At 63.9% G+C, this 18,172-nt stretch carries 17 protein-coding genes; 16 read left to right on the top strand and 1 reads right to left on the bottom strand.

Going from position 1 to position 18,172, the window contains the following annotated elements:
• Positions 1 to 14: 14 nt before the first annotated feature.
• From prpC to RRU_RS12070, 15 genes are all read left to right on the top strand, one after another.
• The gene (gene prpC / locus RRU_RS12000; RefSeq protein WP_011390072.1) at positions 15 to 1,175 is read left to right on the top strand and encodes a bifunctional 2-methylcitrate synthase/citrate synthase; all 1,161 of its coding nucleotides are present in this window, start codon (positions 15 to 17) and stop codon (positions 1,173 to 1,175) included.
• 9 nt (positions 1,176 to 1,184) lie between these two features.
• Positions 1,185 to 2,105 carry a methylisocitrate lyase gene (prpB, locus tag RRU_RS12005; protein ID WP_011390073.1) on the top strand — a complete coding sequence of 307 codons (921 nt, stop codon included), beginning with the start codon at positions 1,185 to 1,187 and terminating at the stop codon, positions 2,103 to 2,105.
• A gap of 734 nt (positions 2,106 to 2,839) precedes the next feature.
• Positions 2,840 to 4,768: a methyl-accepting chemotaxis protein gene (locus RRU_RS12010; RefSeq protein WP_011390074.1), complete on the top strand. Its 1,929-nt coding sequence runs from the start codon at positions 2,840 to 2,842 to the stop codon at positions 4,766 to 4,768.
• A 30-nt stretch (positions 4,769 to 4,798) separates the two neighbouring features.
• Positions 4,799 to 6,400, top strand: a complete 1,602-nt coding sequence (locus RRU_RS12015; protein WP_011390075.1) for a chemotaxis protein CheW — start codon at positions 4,799 to 4,801, stop codon at positions 6,398 to 6,400.
• Positions 6,401 to 6,538: 138 nt separating this feature from the next.
• Positions 6,539 to 7,651, top strand: coding sequence for a chemotaxis-specific protein-glutamate methyltransferase CheB (gene cheB / locus RRU_RS12020; protein ID WP_011390076.1), 1,113 nt, complete (start codon positions 6,539 to 6,541; stop codon positions 7,649 to 7,651).
• Entirely contained in the window at positions 7,632 to 8,252 is a 621-nt protein-coding gene (locus RRU_RS12025) for a HEAT repeat domain-containing protein (protein ID WP_014626352.1), read from the top strand. The genes cheB and RRU_RS12025 overlap by 20 nt, the downstream gene beginning before the upstream one ends.
• Positions 8,249 to 9,118 (top strand): CheR family methyltransferase, encoded by an 870-nt coding sequence (locus tag RRU_RS12030; protein WP_042440146.1) that lies wholly within the window; start codon positions 8,249 to 8,251, stop codon positions 9,116 to 9,118. Before RRU_RS12025 ends, RRU_RS12030 begins: the two co-directional genes overlap by 4 nt.
• Positions 9,119 to 9,123: 5 nt before the next feature.
• Positions 9,124 to 9,522, top strand: coding sequence for a response regulator (locus tag RRU_RS12035; RefSeq protein WP_011390079.1), 399 nt, complete (start codon positions 9,124 to 9,126; stop codon positions 9,520 to 9,522).
• Positions 9,519 to 12,107 carry a chemotaxis protein CheA gene (locus RRU_RS12040; RefSeq protein ID WP_011390080.1) on the top strand — a complete coding sequence of 863 codons (2,589 nt, stop codon included), beginning with the start codon at positions 9,519 to 9,521 and terminating at the stop codon, positions 12,105 to 12,107. The genes RRU_RS12035 and RRU_RS12040 overlap by 4 nt, the downstream gene beginning before the upstream one ends.
• A gap of 1 nt (position 12,108) precedes the next feature.
• Positions 12,109 to 12,354: a hypothetical protein gene (locus RRU_RS12045; RefSeq protein WP_011390081.1), complete on the top strand. Its 246-nt coding sequence runs from the start codon at positions 12,109 to 12,111 to the stop codon at positions 12,352 to 12,354.
• Positions 12,351 to 13,130, top strand: coding sequence for a ParA family protein (locus RRU_RS12050; protein WP_011390082.1), 780 nt, complete (start codon positions 12,351 to 12,353; stop codon positions 13,128 to 13,130). Before RRU_RS12045 ends, RRU_RS12050 begins: the two co-directional genes overlap by 4 nt.
• A 14-nt stretch (positions 13,131 to 13,144) precedes the next feature.
• Entirely contained in the window at positions 13,145 to 13,519 is a 375-nt protein-coding gene (locus RRU_RS12055; RefSeq protein ID WP_011390083.1) for a response regulator, read from the top strand.
• 11 nt (positions 13,520 to 13,530) lie between these two features.
• Positions 13,531 to 14,244, top strand: a complete 714-nt coding sequence (locus RRU_RS12060; RefSeq protein WP_011390084.1) for a hypothetical protein — start codon at positions 13,531 to 13,533, stop codon at positions 14,242 to 14,244.
• The gene (locus RRU_RS12065; protein WP_011390085.1) at positions 14,241 to 14,621 is read left to right on the top strand and encodes a response regulator; all 381 of its coding nucleotides are present in this window, start codon (positions 14,241 to 14,243) and stop codon (positions 14,619 to 14,621) included. The genes RRU_RS12060 and RRU_RS12065 overlap by 4 nt, the downstream gene beginning before the upstream one ends.
• 203 nt (positions 14,622 to 14,824) lie before the next feature.
• Entirely contained in the window at positions 14,825 to 16,102 is a 1,278-nt protein-coding gene (locus RRU_RS12070) for a methyl-accepting chemotaxis protein (RefSeq protein WP_014626354.1), read from the top strand.
• Between the two features lie 129 nt (positions 16,103 to 16,231).
• Here RRU_RS12070 and RRU_RS12075 read toward each other — a convergent pair whose 3' ends face one another.
• Positions 16,232 to 17,170: an NmrA family NAD(P)-binding protein gene (locus tag RRU_RS12075; protein WP_011390087.1), complete on the bottom strand. Its 939-nt coding sequence runs from the start codon at positions 17,168 to 17,170 to the stop codon at positions 16,232 to 16,234.
• 77 nt (positions 17,171 to 17,247) lie between these two features.
• Here RRU_RS12075 and RRU_RS12080 point away from each other — a divergent pair, with 77 nt between their 5' ends.
• Positions 17,248 to 18,084, top strand: coding sequence for an AraC family transcriptional regulator (locus tag RRU_RS12080; RefSeq protein ID WP_011390088.1), 837 nt, complete (start codon positions 17,248 to 17,250; stop codon positions 18,082 to 18,084).
• Positions 18,085 to 18,172 lie beyond the last annotated feature (88 nt).

The following is an 18,172-nucleotide window of genomic DNA, read 5'->3' on the forward strand; positions in this document are numbered from 1 at the left end:
AAGGGGACCGTCCGATGACCGAAACCACATTCAAGCCCAAGAAGTCCGTGGCGCTTTCGGGTATCGCCGCCGGCAATACGGCGCTGTGCACCGTGGGCCGGAGCGGCAATGACCTCCATTACCGGGGCTATAACATCCTCGATATCGCGGAGACCTGCGAATTCGAGGAGATCGCCCACCTGTTGATCCACGGCGGCCTGCCGACCGCCGCCCAATACGCCTCCTATAAAGCCAAGCTCAAGGTGTCGCGCGGCCTGCCGCGCTCGGTGAAGGAGGCCTTGGAGACGATCCCGGCCGCCGCCCATCCCATGGATGTGATGCGCTCGGGCGTCTCGGCGCTTGGCTGCGCCCTGCCCGAGGCCTACGACCACCATCCGGTCGACGCGCGCGACATCGCCGACCGCCTGATCGCCTCTTTGGGATCGATGCTGCTGTATTGGTACCACTATGCCCACCACGGCCGCCGGATCGAGGTGGAAACCGATGAGGACAGCATCGGCGGCCATTTCCTGCGCCTGCTCCACGGCAAGCCCCCCAGCGACGACTTCGTGCAGGCCATGCACACCTCGCTGATTCTCTATGCCGAACACGAGTTCAACGCCTCGACCTTCACCGCGCGGGTGATCGCCGGCACCGGCTCGGATATGTACAGCTGCATCTCCGGCGCCATCGGCGCCCTACGCGGGCCAAAGCACGGCGGCGCCAACGAGGTCGCCTTTGGCATCCAGAAACGCTACGCCTCGTTACAGCATGCCGAAGAGGACATCCGCCGCCGGGTCGAGGCCAAGGAAGTCGTCATCGGTTTTGGTCACCCGGTCTACACCACGGCCGATCCGCGCAACGCCGTGATCAAACGGGTCGCCAAGGGATTGGCCGACGAGGTGCGCTCCCATCTGCAATATGACGTGGCCGAGCGCATCGAACAGGTGATGTGGGATACCAAGGCGATGTTTCCCAACCTCGATTGGTACAGCGCCGTCTCCTATCACCTGATGGGCGTCCCCACCTCGATGTTCACGCCCTTGTTCGTCATCGCCCGCACCTGCGGCTGGGCCGCCCACGTTATCGAACAGCGCCAGGACAACAAGATCATCCGCCCCTCGGCCAATTACACCGGCCCGGAAAACCTCGCCTTCGTGCCCATGTCGGCCAGAAGCGACCATGTTTCGATGTGAGGAACACAGATGCCCTATCTGATTGCCGACACCTTGCCAAAGGAAAGCGCGGGCACCCGCTTCCGGGCGCTTTTGAACCGCCCGGAGATCCTCAGACTTCCCGGCGCCCATAACGGACATGCCGCCTTGCAGGCCCGCGCGGCGGGCTTCGAGGGGGTGTATCTTTCGGGCGCGGCGATGAGCGCCTCCATGGGGCTGCCCGATCTCGGCATCCTCACCATCGAAGACGTCGCCTTCTTCATCCGCCAGATCGTCCGCTCCGCCGGCTTGCCGCTGCTGGTCGATGGCGATACCGGCTATGGCGAAGCGCTCAACGTCATGCACATGGTCCGCACCTTTGAAGAGGCCGGCGCCGGGGCGGTCCACCTGGAGGACCAACTCCTTCCCAAGAAATGCGGGCACCTCAACGACAAGAAACTGGCCAAAGCCGACGACATGGCGGCCAAAGTGGCGGCGGCCAGGAAAGCCGCCCGCGACATCGTGATCATCGCCCGCACCGACGCGGCCGCCAGCGAGGGGCTGGAGGGCGCGATCGCCCGCGCCAGATTATACGTGGAAGCCGGCGCCGACGCGATTTTCCCCGAGGCGCTCAATACGCAAGAGATGTTCCGGGCCTTCGCCGAGCGGATGCCCGGCGTTCCCCTGTTGGCCAATATGACCGAATTCGGCAAGACGCCCTTTTTCACCGCCACCGAATTCGCCGAGATGGGCTATGCCATGGTCATCTGGCCGGTCTCTTCCCTGCGCGTCGCCAACAAGGCGCAGGCCGAGCTTTACGCCGCCATCGCCCGGGATGGGGGGGCCCACCGCATGGTCGAGCGCATGCAGACCCGTGCGGAGCTTTACGCCACCATCGGCCTGCATGATTACGAGGCGCTCGACGCCTCAATCGTCCAGACGCTGATCCCGCAAGGCTCTCCCCACCGCTGATCCCGTCCATCCTCCGGTCCGGCCATCCCGTTCCCCAACAGGGGCGGGCATGGCCGGCCGTCCTCCCCGGCCCCTCCCCGCCCCGGCATCGGCATCGGCGCGATGCCAGCGGAGGGCCCGCCGCGCCCGGAGGGCCCTATCCCCGGCGGTCAGATCCCCGGGATAGCGCGCGCCCGATCCGCTCAGGGACCGGCCCGGTCTCTCACCCTCCCCGCCCCTCCGCGGATCTTGCTTCCGCCTCTCGGGAAGAGCGCTCACGCCCCCGGCCTTGACCGATCCTCTCCCGCGCCAAGCCGGCCTCGCCGCCCTCGTTCGGCGGGCCACAGCCCCCCCGACGATCACCGATTGAATACTTGAGCGAGCATTCAGACAGCCCGTCAACCCATAAAGGGCGCGGCGGCGGTCAACTGCCCATTGACGTTCAGACGAGACTCTTAGTATATATATTCTTGTCTAGGTATCTAGCCTTAGATTCGCATTCTGGCTTGATTTTGGTTTTGCGAATCAATCCAAAAGTCCATACTTGGCCGATCCTTCGAAAAGAATCTTCGGAAAAGCGATTGATCGCAGAGCCTGCCGAAAGGGAGCGGGTAAGGAGACTTTTCCATGAGATCGCAAATAACAACGTCCCATACTTAGAATAAAAACTTACCGTATGGCAACTATTCATTGAATTAATGCTATTGAATATCGATTCTCTAAGACATCCCGGAAATGAAATGAAGGGGAATGCTATGGCTCTTGTCAAAAAAAATCAAGTTGGCGGAGCCGCATCCGCTAAAACGGCCACCACCGATGATGTCAGTGGTGGCGGCCGGCTTCTCGCCGAGGCGCAAAAGCGCAAGGCGCGAACCTTTGCCCGCCAGCAAAAAGCGGCCGAGCGTGTCGCCGCCGCCACCTCGCAGCTTGCCAGCGGCCTGGCCGAGGCCGCCTCGGCCGCCGAGGAATTGAGGAAGGCCTCCGAACAGATCGCCTCGGGCGCCGAGGAGGCGGCCGGGGCCGCCCAGCAATCGATGAAGGCGGTCGGCCACGGCGCCGGACTGATCATCAAGGGCAAGGAAAGCGCCGATTCCGCCCTGATCAAGACCGAAGCCCTTCAAACGATGATCTTCTCGATCTCGGCGCAGATCGGCAATTCGATCCAGGCGATCGGCCGGGCGGCCGAGCGTCAAACCAATTCGGTTCGCATGGTCGAGGAGCTGGAAAGCCAAGCGGCCGCCATCTCGGAGGTGGTCAAGGCCGTCGCCCGCATCGCCGACCAGACCAACCTGCTGGCGCTCAATGCCGCGATCGAGGCGGCCCGGGCCGGGCAGCACGGCAAGGGCTTCGCCGTGGTCGCCGACGAGGTGCGTACCCTGGCTGAAACCTCGGAAAAAAGCGCCCGGGAAATCCAGGACCTGATCACCCAGATCCAGACCGACGTCAAGGCGATCGCCGAGGGTATCACCGCCTCGGCCGCCACCGCCCGCAGGGAGGTGGAGAAAGGCGCGCAGATCAGCGTTCAGTTGGAGCGCATTCGCACGGACATGGTCGCCGTCTCGGCCGGCTGCCGGGACATCGTCAAGGCCAATGAGGAATCGACCGCCGCCGTCAAGGAGGTGCAGAAAGGCTCCGAACTGATCGCGGCGGCCGCCGAGGAGCAAAGCGCCGCCTGTCAGGAAACGCTTAAGACCATCGACCAGCAAACCGCCGCCCTCGCGCAATCGGAACAAGCCTCGCAGGAACTGTCCGAACTGGCCGACGAACTGAAGAATTCCACGGACATCTCAAAGAGCAGCGAAGAGGTCGCCTCGGCGGCCGAGGAACTGTCCTCGGCGGTCGAGGAAATCAACCGCGCCGCCACCCAGATCCAGGTCGCCCTCGACCAGATCCAGAAGGGCGCCCAGCAGCAGGCGGCGGCGACCCAGCAAGCCTCGGCGGCGATCGCCCAGATCGAACGCGGCGCCCAGGTCTCGGCCAATCGGGCGACGACCACGGTGGAAAAAAGCGAGACGACCGCCCAACTGCTCCTTTCCGCCAGCGAGTTGATCAATGAAATGATCGCCGGCGTCTTGGACTCGGTCGAGGCCGGCAAGCGCAGCCGCGAGCAGATGACCGCCCTGGAACAGGTCAGCCGTCGGATCGACAAGATCGTCGACGCCATCACCACCGTATCGATCCAGACCAATATGCTGGCGGTCAACGGGTCGGTCGAAGCCGCGCGGGCGGGTGAATTCGGCAAGGGCTTCGCCGTGGTTTCCACCGATATCCGCAATCTTGCCCGCGATTCGGCCGAGAACGCCGACCGTATCAAGGACACCATCAAGTCGATTCAGGACCAGATCGGCTCGGTCCGTCGCGACCTCGACGAAATATCGGCCGCCGCCACCCTTGAGGGGGAAAAGAACAAGGCCATCACCGTGGATCTGGAAACCATTTCCCGCGACATCGATCAGGTGCTGATCGGCGGCCGGGAAATCCTGGCCAGCTCGGACGAGATCGTCCAGGTGGTCAAGGAGGTGCAGACCGGCGTCGAACAGATCGCGGCGGCCGCCCAGCAGACCACCCGCGCCACCCTCGAAGCCGGAAACGCGGCGCGAGAGCAGTCGCAGGGCGCCGAGGAACTGGCCGCCGCCATCGAGGAGATCGCCTCGCTCGCCGACGAATTGCAGGCTGGCGCCTGATCCCCGCCCTTGAGGTGTAAGGAGGACCTAATGTCCGAAATCACGCAGGCGGCGCTGGACTCGGGCCCGGATCCGTCGCAGGTCACCGGTGGCGCGGCGGCCGGCGCCCTCCAAGCCGGAAACGCCCGCCAATTCGTCATCTTCCATGTCGATAACGACTTGTTCGCCGTGCCTTTGTCGGAAGTTCAAGAGATCATCCGCATGCCCGATGTGGTGTGCGTGCCCCTCAGCCCGGCGGCGCTGGAGGGATTGGCCAACCTGCGGGGATCGGTCTTGCCGGTCATTCGACTGCGCCATGTCTTCGGCATGGCCCCGGTTGTCCATGACGACGCGACCCGGGTCGTGGTGCTTGATCAGGGGCGGCCGGTGGGACTGGTGGTCGACCGGGTGGCCAATGTCGTCTCGGTCGAGGCCGATCATATCGAGCCGTCGGGGGCGATCGGCGGCACGGTCGACACCGACTTGCTGACCGGCATGATCAAGGGCGATGGCGACCGGGCGATGGTGATGATTCTCGACGCCGCCAAAGTGGTGGCGCGCGAGTTCCAGGCGATTGGCTCCGCCCCCCTGGCGCCGTCCCTGGGCGAGGCCGGGCGCGCCGAGGATGGCCGCGTCCAGGCCGCGACCGACGGCGATGACGAAAGCCAACTGGTCAGTTTCGAGGTGGCCGGCCAGGAATACGCCCTGCCGATCGAGCGGGTGCAGGAGATCGTCCAGATCCCCGGCCTGATCACCGACGTCCCCAACACCCCGGCCCATGTCTTGGGGGTGATGACGCTGCGCAACCGGCTGCTGCCGCTGGTCGGCCTGCGCGAGATGTTCGGCCTGCCCACGCTCGCCCTAACCGAGACCAACAAGATCGTCGTGGTCTCGCTCGAGGGGGGCGCAGGGGGAAGCGGACGCTCGGTCGGCGTGGTGATGGACAGCGTCAAGGAGGTCCTGCGGGTCGGCCACGCCCTGATCGATCCGATGCCGGCGCTGCTCGCCCGCACGGGAAACCTGGGCGAAATCGAAGCCATCTGCCGGCTGCAGGGCGGCAACCGGCTGGTGTCGATCCTGTCGGCCGACGCGATGTTCAACAGCGACGAAATTCGCGCCGTGGCGGCGAATGCGCTGGGAGAGGAGGACGCGGTGGCCGACGAAGAGACCCCTGGATACCTTGGCACGACCGATGACGAGGAGCAGTTCGTCGCCTTCCGGTTGATGAACGAGGAATATGGCGTGCCGATCGATTCGGTTCAGGAAATCGTCCGGGTGCCCGAGGAACTGACCCGGGTGCCCAAAACCCCCGACTTCATCGAAGGCGTGGTCAACCTGCGCGGCGTGGTGCTGCCGGTGGTCGATCAACGCCGCCGCTTCGGCCTGCCGGGGATGGAGCGCAACGACCGCCAGCGGATCATGGTCTACACCATCCGGGGGGTGCGGACCGGCTTCATCGTTGATTCGGTGTCCGAGGTGATCCGCATCCCGGCCTCGTTGATCGGCCCGGCTCCGGTTCTATCGGACGAGCAACAGCGCCTGATCCGTCGGGTGGCCAATATCGAGAAACAAAAACGGATGATCCTGCTGCTCGATGTCGAACAGTTGCTCGATGGAAAGGAATTGGCCGTCGTCGGCTCGGTGATCCCCTAAATCAGGACCGCTTTGGCGAAGATTTCTTTAAAGCCGAGATTCTGATCTGCATTGACTGGGTTACAGCGGGAAAATCGCCGACACCGGCTATTTTTCCGCTCGCCCCTCCAGACCCGGCTTTCATAAAGGCCCGCGGACATGACCAAAGTTCTGATTGTCGATGACTCGGCGCTCATGCGGCGTCATCTGAAGGAAATCCTCGAAGTCCACGGCGGCTTCGAGGTGATGGTGGCGCGCAATGGCATCGAGGCGCTGGCCGGCCTGGAAAGCTTCGACCCCGATGTCATCACCCTTGATATCAACATGCCCGAGATGGATGGCCTGACCTGCCTGTCGCGGATCATGGCGACCAAGCCAAAACCGGTGGTGATGGTGTCGTCTTTGACCGAAACCGGCGCCGAGGTCACCCTCGAGGCCCTGGCCTTGGGGGCGGTCGATTTCATCCACAAACCCGATGGCACCATTTCCCTCAATGTCTCGCGCATCGAGCGCGAAATCCTCGACAAGGTCACCGCCGCCGCCAAGGCCCGTATTCGCCGCTCGCTCGGATTGTCGAGCCGCTTGCGCACGGCCAGCGACCGCGGCGCCGCCAAGCGGACCCGTCCCGCCGACTCCTCCCCCCTCCCCACCCTGTCCCTCACCGAGATCGGCGTGGTGCTGATCGGGGTTTCAACCGGTGGACCGGGAACCCTGGAAGAGGTTCTGCCCGGTCTGTCCGCCGGCTTTCCCTGGCCGGTGGTGGTGGCCCAGCACATGCCAGGCAGCTTCACCCCGGTGTTCGCCCGCCGCCTCAATGACCTATGTCCGTTGACGGTGATCGAGGCCTCGGCGCAGATGCCGCTGGAACCCGGGGTGATCTACATCGCCAAGGGCGACGCCGACGTGGTGATCGGCCATCGCGCCACCCGTTTTGTCGTCAATCCGATGCCCGCCGGCCCCCATTATCTGTGGCATCCCAGCGTCACCCGCCTTGTCGAGAGCGCGCTGCGCGCCCTGCCGCCCGAGCGCATCATCGGCGTGTTGTTGACCGGCATGGGAGATGACGGCGCCGAGGCGATGGCCGAGGTGAAGCGGCGCGGCGGGCGCACCATCGCCCAGGACGAAGCCAGCTCCGTCATCTTTGGCATGCCCGGAGAGCTGGTCAAACGCGGCGGCGCCAATCTGGTGCTGCCGGCCAGCCGCATCGCCGGTCAGCTCAATGCGTGGATGTCACGAACCAAGGAGACGGTCTATGGGACTGGTCAGAGCTGAAACAGCGCGCGACGGCTCGTCCGGGCCCGCCGATAACCGCCACCTCACTGATTTGCTCAGCGATTTGGCGGCGCCGGCCCCGGGCACCCGTCGGGCCGCGGCGCGGGATCTCGCCGACCATCCCGAGGCGGCGATGGCCCTGTGCGAGCGCCTGGAGGTCGAGACGGCGCCCAGCGTGCGGGCGATGATTTTCACCGCCCTGATCAAGCTCCAGACCCCGGCCGTCGCCAGACGGCTCGCCCGTTTTCTTCGCAGCGACGACGCCCAACTCCGCAACGCCGCCATCGAAGCGCTTCAGGAGATGCCCGCCGCCATCGCTCCGCATCTTCAAGAGCTGCTGACCGATGACGATAGCGACATCCGGATCTTCGCCGTCACCATCCTGGGAACGCTGCGCTTGACCTGCGCGCCGGACTGGCTGGTCGAGGTGATCCGCCGCGAGTCCCATATCAACGTCTGCTCCGCCGCCGTCGATGCCCTGGCGGAAATCGGCGGTCCCGAGGCCATCGAGGATCTGGAAGCCTTGCTGGACCGCTTCCCCGGAGACTCGTTTATGAAATTCGCGATTGAAACAACGATCCGCCGGATACGGGGCCAATGACCGTTATTCGCCCCCCAACCCCTGGGAAGGGGACATTGGCCATTTCCGATGAGGAATACACGAAATTTTGTGACTTTTTCTATCGCAAAACAGGGATAAGTTTTCAATTAAGCAAAAAATATTATGTTGAAAGAAGGATAATAGACCGAGCGATAAAAACAGGATCTTGCGACTTCAGAGAATATTTTACATTTCTCCGCTTCGATATGTCCGGAGAAGAGATGCAGGTCCTGGTTAATTCCATGACGGTTAACGAGACCTATTTCTTTCGCGAAGATTATCAATTCAACGCTCTGGTCGCCAATATCCTGCCGGCGATCATCAAAACCAAACGTCGGTCGATGCCGATCCGCATCTGGTCGGTGCCCTGTTCGTCTGGCGAGGAGCCCTATTCCATCGCCATCACGATCCTCGAAAAATGGGATCAGGCCGATAATTGGGACATTGAGATCCACGCCTCGGACATCGATAGCAAGATTTTGGCCGAAGCGCGGGCGGGGATATTCGGGGCCCGTTCGCTCGCGCGGGTCCCTCCTGCGATTTTATTGAAGTATTTCACCCCACGCTCCGAGGGTTCTTATCAGATCTGCGAAGGATTGCGCGGATCGATCGATTTTTCCCTGGTCAACATTATCGACACCAAGCAAACAAAAAACATAACCGGGATCGATGTTATATTTTGTCGCAATCTTCTTATATATTTTGACGACATAACCCGACGAGAAACGGTCGAGATGTTCTATCAGAACATGGCTCCCGGCGGATTTGTCTGCCTAGGACACTCCGAAAGCATGAGCCGGATGACGTCTTTATTCATCCCGCGCAAGTTCGGCGACACCATTGTTTATCAAAAACCCCAGGAATGAGCGCCATGTCCCCTCTCTCCGCTCCCTGCGTCACGCCGCGCGTCCTGGTGATCGATGACAGCATAACCATGCGGTTGTTTTACCGGTCGGTGCTGGAGGCCGCCGGCTTCGAAGTCGAAGAGGCGATCAACGGGGTCGAAGGCTACGAGAAGGTTTTGTCGAACGATTTCGACTTGCTGATCGTCGATATCAACATGCCGAAGATGGACGGCTATTCGATGCTGCGCGCCATCCGCCGCGACAGCGCCGTTTTGGGGGTGCCCGCTCTCACCATCAGCATGGAATCGGGCGACGCCGACGCCCTCAAGGCCTTCGAGGCCGGGGCGAATTATTATCTGGTCAAGCCGGTCGCTCCGGCGATGCTGACCGAGGTCGCTCAATTGCTGGCGGGGGTCGGTCGATGAGCACGCCGCTGCTGCTCCGCTTCCTCTCCGAGGCCCGCGACCTGTTGCAGACCGCCGCCAGCGGCTTGCTGGCGCTCGAAAAGACGCCGGGCGACGACGCCGCCCTCAACGAGGTGTTTCGCTCGGTTCACACCTTGAAGGGATCGGTCGGGCTGTTCGACTACCCGGCCTTCACCAAACTGGTTCATGCCGGCGAAGATGTTCTGAGCGCGGTGCGCGCCGGACAGGTGGCGCTGACCTCCGAACTGGTCGATCTGCTGCTCGATACCCTCGATCAGGTCGGAGCCTGGGTCGATGCGATCGAGCGCTCCGGGCTCCTGCCCGATGGCGCCGAGGGCCTCTCTCTCGCCCTGACCACCAGCCTGCGGGCGACCCTGCCCCGGGAACACGGCGCCGAGCCGACCTCCGCGCCCGAGCCGACGGAAGCACCGGTCTCCATCGATCACCTCGCCCTCCTGCCGGAGGCGGATCGGCTGGCCGCGTTCCGGGCGGCCCTCTGCGGAGCCCCCTTGCTGTCTTTGGACTACGCTCCCGCCGAGGATTGCTTTTTCAGCGGTGAGGACCCGGTCAATCTGTTCCGCCAGATACCAGACCTGTTCTCTCTGGTGATCGAGCCGCGAACCCCCTGGCAAAGCGTCGAAACGGTCGATCCCTATTGCTGCCTGCTGCGCCTGCGGGCTCTCTGCGGCGGGAACAAGACCGCGATCGAGCAGCTTTTTCGCTATGTCATCGAACAGGTGACGGTCCATACGGTGCCGGCCCATCTGCTGGTGATCCCCCAAGGGGAGCGCAATGACGGCCCGGTCTACGGCGATTTCGTCGAGGAGGCCTCGACCCATCTCGCCAAGGCCGACTGGCCGGCTTTGCGCCGGGCGGTCGGCGCCTTGCTAGACCTCACCGCCCGCCCGTTGTTCGTCGCCTCGGCCCTGAGGTGGCTCGACGCGGTCTTGTCGGTCCCGACGCCCGATCCGGGGTGGGTCGAGGCACTGATCGCGGCGGTCGCCCACGGCAACGCGGTGGTCTTGCCGCCGGCCGGCACGGGCGCGGCCTCCGCCCGCTCCAGCGCCGCCCTGTCGGCCACCATCCTGTCGATCCTTGACGGCCAGCGGGTGATCCTCGAGATGCCCCGGGACGAGGGGCTCCCCGGTCGTCTGGCCTCGGTGGCGCGCACGGTCGACAATGTTCTGCGCGCCGCTGGCCATGACACCGCGCCGTGGACCGGGGCGACGGCGGCGGCGGGCCAAAGCGGGTCGGCCGCGCCGATGCTGGCCTTTCTCGCCGCCCTTTTCGAGACCTCCGAAACGACGAACGAAACGGCGAGCGAAACGGCGAGCGAAACGGTGGGCGCCCCGCCTCCCGAGGGGGGGGAGGCGCTCGGCCCGGTCCTCGCCGACCAGCGGCCGGCCAACCGCGTGCTGAAAGTTGATCAGGCCAAGATCGACACCCTGATGGCCTTGATCGGCGAATTGGTGGTGTCGAAGAACAGCCTGCCGTTCCTGGCGCGGCGGGCCGAGGAAGTCCATGGTTCACGCGAGATGGGGCGCGAGATCAAGGACACCTTCGCCGTGGTCGACCGCTTGGCCCAGGAGATGCAGGCCGCCATCATGGCCGTCCGCATGCTGCCGGTCTCGGAGGTCTTCGAACGCTTCCCCCGGCTGGTGCGCGACATCGCCCGCAAGCTGGGCAAGCACATCGACTTGGTGATCGAGGGGGAGGATACCGCCGCCGACAAGACGATCGTCGAGATGCTGGGAGACCCGTTGCTCCACATCATCCGCAATTCCCTTGATCACGGCATTGAATCGCCGGAGGAGCGCGAGGCCGCCGGCAAGCCGCCGACGGCCCGCGTCCTGGTCAAGGCGTTCCACGACAGTGATCAGGTGGTGATCGAGGTTTCCGACGATGGCCGCGGCATCGACCCGGTCAAGATCCGCGCCGCGGCGGTCGCCAAGGGCGTGATCGAGGCCGAGCGAGCCGCCCGGCTGAGCGACCAGGAGGCGGTCAATCTGGTGTTCCTTCCCGGCTTCTCAACCGCCGGCCAGGTCTCCGACCTGTCGGGGCGCGGCGTCGGCATGGACGTGGTGGTCTCCACGATGGACAAGGCCAACGGCGTGGTCAGCCTGTCCTCGACCCCGGGCCTCGGCACCACCGTCCGCCTGTCGCTGCCGCTGAGCATGGCGGTGACCCGGGTGATGATGGTCGAGGCCGGCGGCGGCATGCTGTTTGGCATCCCCATGGACCATATCGCCCAAACGGTGCGGATCCCGCGCAAGGCGGTCCGCCGGATCAAGCAGTCGGAAGCCTTCGTCCTGCGCGACGCCATCGTGCCACTGGTGCGGCTCGACACCCTGCTCGGCCTCGCCCCCCCTGTCTGGTTCGGCGATGAGTCGCAAGAGGACGCGGTCTTGGTCGTGCGGGTCGGCAATGCCCTGACCGGTTTGGTCGTCGACCATTTCCGCGAGGGAATGGATATCATTTTGAAGCCCTTCGATGGCATCCTGGCCGGCCTTCCCGGGTATTCGGGCACCGCGCTGCTCGGCGATGGCCGGGTCTTGCTGGTGCTCAATCTGAAGGAGCTGTTTTGAGATGCCGATCCGGACCAGCAAGACCACCATCACGATCGAAGGCGCCTGCACCGTCGAGGACGCCCTGCCTCTGCTCGAAGCGTTGCAGGCGACCCCCAAGGCCAAGGTGGCGCTGAAAACCTGCACCCATCTGCACAGCGCCGCCTTGCAGGTGTTGCTGGCGCTGCGACCGCCCCTCCTCTCGCTGCCCGAGGAGCCCTTCCTCGCCCGCTGGATTGCGCCGGCGCTGAAAGCGGACGGGCGATGACCGCCCCCTTCGTCCTCTCCGTTTCCAACCGCAAGGGGGGCAGCGGCAAGAGCACCACGGTGGTCAACCTCGCCGCCGAATGGGCGGCCCGGCATCGGCGCGTCCTGGTCGTCGACCTCGATACCCAGGGCCATGCCGGGTTGGGGCTGGGGATCAGCGTGGCCAAAGGCGCCCCGACCGCCCACCATATCTTCCGCGACCCGACCTTCGATCTGTCAACGGCGGTGGTGGAAAGCGCCTGGGCCGGCCTCGCCTGCGCCCCGGCCGATCCCCTGTTCCAGGCCGAAGGTCCTCACGGCCTCGACGTCCTGGCCCGGCAGCTCCGGCGCCCGGCAATCGCCGAGGCCTTCGATGTGGTCATCCTTGATACGCCGCCCTCGCTCGATTTCCTCTTGATGAACGCCCTGGCCGCCGCCGATGGCGTGGTGATCCCGATGCTGCCGCACGCGCTGTCGGCCGAGGGGGTCAAGCAATTGACCCGGCTGCTCTACCGCATCGCCACCACCGCCAATCCCGGCCTGAGATTGGTCGGCCTGCTGCCGGTGACCCTCAATTCCCGCATCAACCATCACCAGTCCGTCCTCGATGAGGTAACCCGCCAGTTCGGTCCGGAGCGGGTTCTGCGCGGCATCCGCACCGACATCGCCCTGGCCGAAGCGTTCGCCGCCGGAAAGCCGGCCCGGGTTCACGCGCCGCGATCGCGCGGCGCGATGGATTATTTCCTCCTTGCCGACGAACTTCCCCAGCTGTGGCCGGGATCGTTGGCCGCTTCATAAGAAAAGGGTTTCAAATGACGAGCACGATATTCCTGGTCGATGATTCGGCCACCGTCCTCATGAGCATGGAGACGATCCTGCGCCGGGCCGGGTTCACCATCGCCCAGGCCAGCAGCGGCGAGGATGCCCTCGCCCAGTTGGAAAAGGGACTGAAGCCGGCCTTGATCATCACCGATATCCATATGCCGGGCATGAACGGCATCGATCTGATCCGCAAGGTCCGCACCATGGCCGGCTTCCAGTTCATTCCGATTCTGGTGGTGACCACCGAATCCCAGCAATCGAAGCGCGATGAGGCGCGCGCGGCCAAGGCCACCGGCTGGCTGGTCAAACCGGTTCAGCCGGACGATCTGTTGAAGGTGGTCAAGCAGATCCTTCCCAACGGTTGAAAGCGCCAGACATGGATCAGTCCAAGCCGCCGCGCGAAGGTTCGCCGTCCACGCCGTTCCCCAGGATCGCCCTGGCGGCCGGGTGCGTCGCGGCCTTGGCGACCGCGGTGGCCGGCCCGTTCGGACCGCTGTGCGCCGGGATCGCCGCGGCCGCCGCCTTTTTCTACGCTCACCGTCACTCGGCGCAGCAGCAGGCCCGCCTCCATCAGCGCAAACAGGCGCGCGTCGCCGAAGAAGTGCTCCAGTACCGCACCTTTACCAAGGTATTGCGCGATCAGGGGCTGCGCATCTCGGACATGACCGAAAAGGCGGCCCTGACCCTGGGGTCCGGCCTGCAGGAGATGGACGCCGGGGTGAGCGCGGCCCTCGCCGGGATCGAGGGCGGGGCCGACCCCGTCCAGCTTCGCGATGAGGTCGCCGCCATCGCCCGCCCGCTCGTTCCGATGCTGGGCACGCTGCAATTCCAGGATGTGACCCGCCAGCAATTAATGTTTCTATCGCGGCTTTCGATCCTGCTCGACCGGCATGTGGAGGACATGGCGGAGGTGCTGGGCGATCGCCGATCGGTCGACCACGCCCCCCGCTTCAAAGACCTCTTCGACCAAGCCCTCGAAGACACGGTGATGACCTCGCAACGCAACGACCATCACGGCGCGAGTGGAGTGGATGTGGTCGAGGCCAGCGGTCCGGCGGTCGAGTTGTTCACCGACGGAGCGCCGCCATGAGCGCGATCCTGATTGTCGATGACGTTCCGGTGGTCCGCCTTGTCCTCGCCCGGATCCTCAAAAAGGCCGGCCATAGTGTGTACGAGGCGGGAAGCGGCGTCGAGGCCTTGGATATCGTCGCCCACCGCCCGATCGAGGTGCTGTTGACCGACTTGTGGATGCCGGAAGGCGACGGGATCGCCTTGCTGGGCCGGATCAAATCCGGCCATCCCCGCATCGCCCGCATCGCGATGAGCGGGGGAACCCCCCACACCAGCCTGGGGGCCTCGCTGGCCGCCGCCGGCGCGGTCGAGGGGGTGATCGTTCTGACCAAGCCGATCGAGAAGGCCGACCTGCTTGACGCGATCGAGCGGTCGCTGGCCGAGGCCGGGCGATGAGCGAAGGGATCGGCGGTGGCAGAGACCGTGAAAACCAACCGCGCAGGCGTTCATCGCCTCGCCAAAAGAAAGACCCCGCGGGTATGGAGGAAGCGATGACAAAGACTCCGGGCGGATCCAGCGGATCGACCGCGTCCCGTCGCCGAGAGCACCCGCCGTTAAACGGGGATCCTGTCACGCGGACCCATTCCAGAATCGATCCCGTGAAGCGGCGACGTCGCGGACAACCGGGGAGGCGTTTTCCGCTCGCCGCCCTCGTCGGACCGGCCCTGGTCATCGTCGCGGTTTTGCTGGGCGAGGGGCTGGTTTTCCTGCTGCCCTCGCTGAACGGTCCTCCCCCCTTGCTTCTTCGTCTGATGGTCGCGCTGTCGGTGGCGACGGTGCTGTTCGTCGCCGCCTCTCGAAAGCGACGGCCCGCCGCGCCAGCCTCCCCCGCCGCGCCAAGCGGCCCCGATCATCCGCCGGCGACGGTGGAGGCGCCGCCCGCCGCGTTCGACGCCCTGAACTATGGACGATGCCTTTCCGACACGATGGCGGGCTTCGCCGATTTTTCCGAGAGGATGAAAAAAGAAACCACCGCAATCATCCATGACACCGACCGGAACGCCGTTGACCTGATGACGCATTTACGCGAGGTCGAAAACGGCCTTGAAGCGCTCCTTGAGTTCATCACCGCGACCGGGTCGAACGAGCGGGTTGTCCAGATCATCGATCGAACCGAGAGCCAGCTTGTGCGGAGCCAGACGCTGATCGCCGATTTCTCCCGCGACCGCGAAGAGGACACGATCAAGGTCAAGGCCGGCATGGGCGACATCGGACAGGTGGTGTCCGAACTCAGCAAGACCGTTCAAACCATCCGCGGCATCGCCCGCCAAACCCGCATGCTGGCCTTGAACGCCACCATCGAGGCGGTCCGCGCCGGCGAGGCCGGTCGCGGCTTCGCCATCGTCGCCGCCGAGGTCAAGGACCTGTCTCTGCGATCGGATCAGGCGGCGATCGCCATCGGCGAGGGGATTTCCCGGCTGGAAACAGCGGTGCAAACCAGCCTCGACACCATCGTCGGCGAACGCATCGCCAAGGAGGAAAGCGGTTTCGCCGTCATGTCCGAAGCGGTCACGGAGCTGACCGAAAATCTGCAGACCCTGATCAGCCAGCAACACGACACCCTGACCAAGGTGCGCTATGAAAACGAGCGATTGGCCACGCCGATCTTGCAGATGATCGGCTCGATCCAGTTCCAGGACGTGGTGAAGCGGCGCATGGAGGCCCTGGTGACCTGTTTTGGCCATATCTCCGACGCCATCGCCTCCTCGGCCACCGAGATATCCGATCCATCGATCTCCAGCCTTGACGAAATGAACAGGCGATCCCGGCGCCAGATGGATGAAATGGTCAGCTTCGCCATCGATCAGCTGGAAAACAGCCACGACGAACACACCGCGAAATCGGCAAAAACCCCGTCGTTGATCGAGCTTTTCTGAAGAACCGAGAGCGACCGGACAAGACAGTCCTGATGAGGGTGTCGATGCCCTCGGCGGCTTTTACCTGTCCGCCACAGCGGCGCGGCCGTCGCTCGCGTAGCTGTGGCGCTGTCACAGGAAATAAAGGCCCTAACGGGCGCACCACATTTCAAAAGTCTCGGGCTTACCTTCGCTGGCCAGCGCTTCAAGGTAGCGAGGCGTCCATATGGTTTTGAGGAATGCCTCCATCGTGGTCGGCAGTACCGGCCGCACGTCATCGCCGCCCTGAAACCTGACCACGCCGTGATTCAATGCGTCAGCCGATCGGCTATCGTCCAGCCAATGTTCCGGCGTACCGAACCGGGCGAGATACTCGTTTTCGATCTCCTTTCGGCCTCGGTCGATGAAACGGTATTCGACGGGCTTGCCGATCTCGCGACCGATCATCGCGGCCAGTTCGTTCATCGTAAGATCTTCGGAGCCCGTTTCCCGGATCACGCGATGGTCGCCGGTCGGATTGGTCAGTTCCTTGGCGGCCAGCCCGGCGATATCGTCGGTTGCGACCCAAGGCATCTTCAGGTCCGGCTCGTAAAACCAGGCGAGGCGTCCATACTTCGCGACCGAAGCCGTCCACGCCAGCGTGTTCTCCATGAACCAGGCGGCACGAAGGTGCACCATGTCGATGTCGTTCAGTTCATTGAGCCTTTGGTCGAGATGATGGAACAACTCGAAGTGGCCAGTTTTCCCGTCCACGTCCGACCCCATCGCCGACAGGCTGACGGCCAGCTTGACCGGGGAGCCGCGCAGCGCGTCCACGAAGCGCTGCGCGACCGCCGGATAATGGCCTTCGATGTTGTTCCAATCGGTCTTTACCATCAGGAAGGCGGCTTCGACATCCTGGAAGAAGGTGTCGAGCGCCCCGGCCCCCGTATCAAAGCTGCCAAGGAATGGTTCGGCGCCGGCCTCCACCAGCGCCTCAAGGGCGGCCCCGCCTCTCGACAGAGCCTTCACCTGATGACCCGCGCCGAGGAGGGTTCGAGTAAGCTTTGAGCCGATCCTTCCGGTCGCGCCGACAACAGCAATCCGCATGACAATCTCCAATGTCGTTATGATCGATCGCCAACGGTAGCGGATTGTGGCTTCGGCGCATTTGGATATAATGCCTAATGATCTCTAAATTGGGCCAATCCAAAAAGAGCGTCCGTCCCTGCAGCTCCGACTTCGATCCGGATCACTGGGACGGCCCGGCGGTCGCGCTGCATGTCGACTTCAGCGACTACGAAGCCGAAGTGCCACACCATCGGCATCGGCAAGGACAACTCATTATGGCCTTGCATGGGGCGGTGACGTGTACGGCTGCCAACGGTCTTTGGATCGTGCCGCCAGGCTCCGCGGTCTGGATCCCCGGGGGCGTTTCACACAGCAATCAGGTCACCGCCAACGCTCGGCTGTCCTACCTGTTCGTCGAACCCGAAGCCGCGCTGCTGCCGCAGGACTGCTGTACGCTCTCCGTCTCGCCGATGCTTCGTGAAATGATTCTGCGTCTCGCCGACGCATCGGGCCACGATGAGCCGAAGGACCATCGTGGCCGCCTTGTGCGGGTCATGCTGGACGAACTCGCGTTGATGCCAACAGGGGGGCTTAAGCTACCCGTCTCCCATCATCCCAAGATTGCGATGATCGCGTCCGCCTTGGCGGCCCAGCCGGGAGATCGTCGCACCTTGATGGAGTGGGCAAGCCACGTCGCCATGAGCGAGAGATCCTTGAAGCGGTTGATGATCCAAGAAACCGGACTGAGCTTTGGTCGGTGGAGACGGCAACTCCATCTGATCGTCGCGTTACGCGAACTGGCCAGCGGCGCTTCGGTGCAAAGTGTTTCGCTCTCCCTGGGATATGAGTCCGCCACGGCATTCATTGTGATGTTCAAAAAGGCGCTAGGAACAACACCGGCCCGATATCTTCCCAATCGCAGTCCCGATCAGGAAGGTCTGGGTGACGGCTGAAACAGGATCGATCCTGCCGATAAGGTCTGGCGGGAGCGATTTCAGAAACTCGGCTAGACAGCGAGAAACGGGCCGGCTTGGGGCAGAC

This window comes from Rhodospirillum rubrum ATCC 11170, assembly GCF_000013085.1.
GTDB classification, from domain to species: Bacteria; Pseudomonadota; Alphaproteobacteria; order Rhodospirillales; family Rhodospirillaceae; genus Rhodospirillum; species Rhodospirillum rubrum.

Excerpts from the sequence above, each read along its gene's own strand:
- RRU_RS12080 (WP_011390088.1), top strand. The coding sequence starts at position 17,248 with ATGATCTCTAAATTGGGCCAATCCAAAAAGAGCGTCCGTCCCTGCAGC.
- RRU_RS12045 (WP_011390081.1), top strand. The coding sequence starts at position 12,109 with ATGCCGATCCGGACCAGCAAGACCACCATCACGATCGAAGGCGCCTGC.
- RRU_RS12040 (WP_011390080.1), top strand. The coding sequence starts at position 9,519 with ATGAGCACGCCGCTGCTGCTCCGCTTCCTCTCCGAGGCCCGCGACCTG.
- RRU_RS12035 (WP_011390079.1), top strand. The coding sequence starts at position 9,124 with ATGTCCCCTCTCTCCGCTCCCTGCGTCACGCCGCGCGTCCTGGTGATC.
- RRU_RS12030 (WP_042440146.1), top strand. The coding sequence starts at position 8,249 with ATGACCGTTATTCGCCCCCCAACCCCTGGGAAGGGGACATTGGCCATT.
- RRU_RS12060 (WP_011390084.1), top strand. The coding sequence starts at position 13,531 with ATGGATCAGTCCAAGCCGCCGCGCGAAGGTTCGCCGTCCACGCCGTTC.
- RRU_RS12075 (WP_011390087.1), bottom strand. The coding sequence starts at position 17,170 with ATGCGGATTGCTGTTGTCGGCGCGACCGGAAGGATCGGCTCAAAGCTT.
- RRU_RS12025 (WP_014626352.1), top strand. The coding sequence starts at position 7,632 with ATGGGACTGGTCAGAGCTGAAACAGCGCGCGACGGCTCGTCCGGGCCC.
- RRU_RS12050 (WP_011390082.1), top strand. The coding sequence starts at position 12,351 with ATGACCGCCCCCTTCGTCCTCTCCGTTTCCAACCGCAAGGGGGGCAGC.
- prpC (WP_011390072.1), top strand. The coding sequence starts at position 15 with ATGACCGAAACCACATTCAAGCCCAAGAAGTCCGTGGCGCTTTCGGGT.
- RRU_RS12010 (WP_011390074.1), top strand. The coding sequence starts at position 2,840 with ATGGCTCTTGTCAAAAAAAATCAAGTTGGCGGAGCCGCATCCGCTAAA.
- RRU_RS12055 (WP_011390083.1), top strand. The coding sequence starts at position 13,145 with ATGACGAGCACGATATTCCTGGTCGATGATTCGGCCACCGTCCTCATG.
- prpB (WP_011390073.1), top strand. The coding sequence starts at position 1,185 with ATGCCCTATCTGATTGCCGACACCTTGCCAAAGGAAAGCGCGGGCACC.
- RRU_RS12065 (WP_011390085.1), top strand. The coding sequence starts at position 14,241 with ATGAGCGCGATCCTGATTGTCGATGACGTTCCGGTGGTCCGCCTTGTC.
- RRU_RS12015 (WP_011390075.1), top strand. The coding sequence starts at position 4,799 with ATGTCCGAAATCACGCAGGCGGCGCTGGACTCGGGCCCGGATCCGTCG.
- cheB (WP_011390076.1), top strand. The coding sequence starts at position 6,539 with ATGACCAAAGTTCTGATTGTCGATGACTCGGCGCTCATGCGGCGTCAT.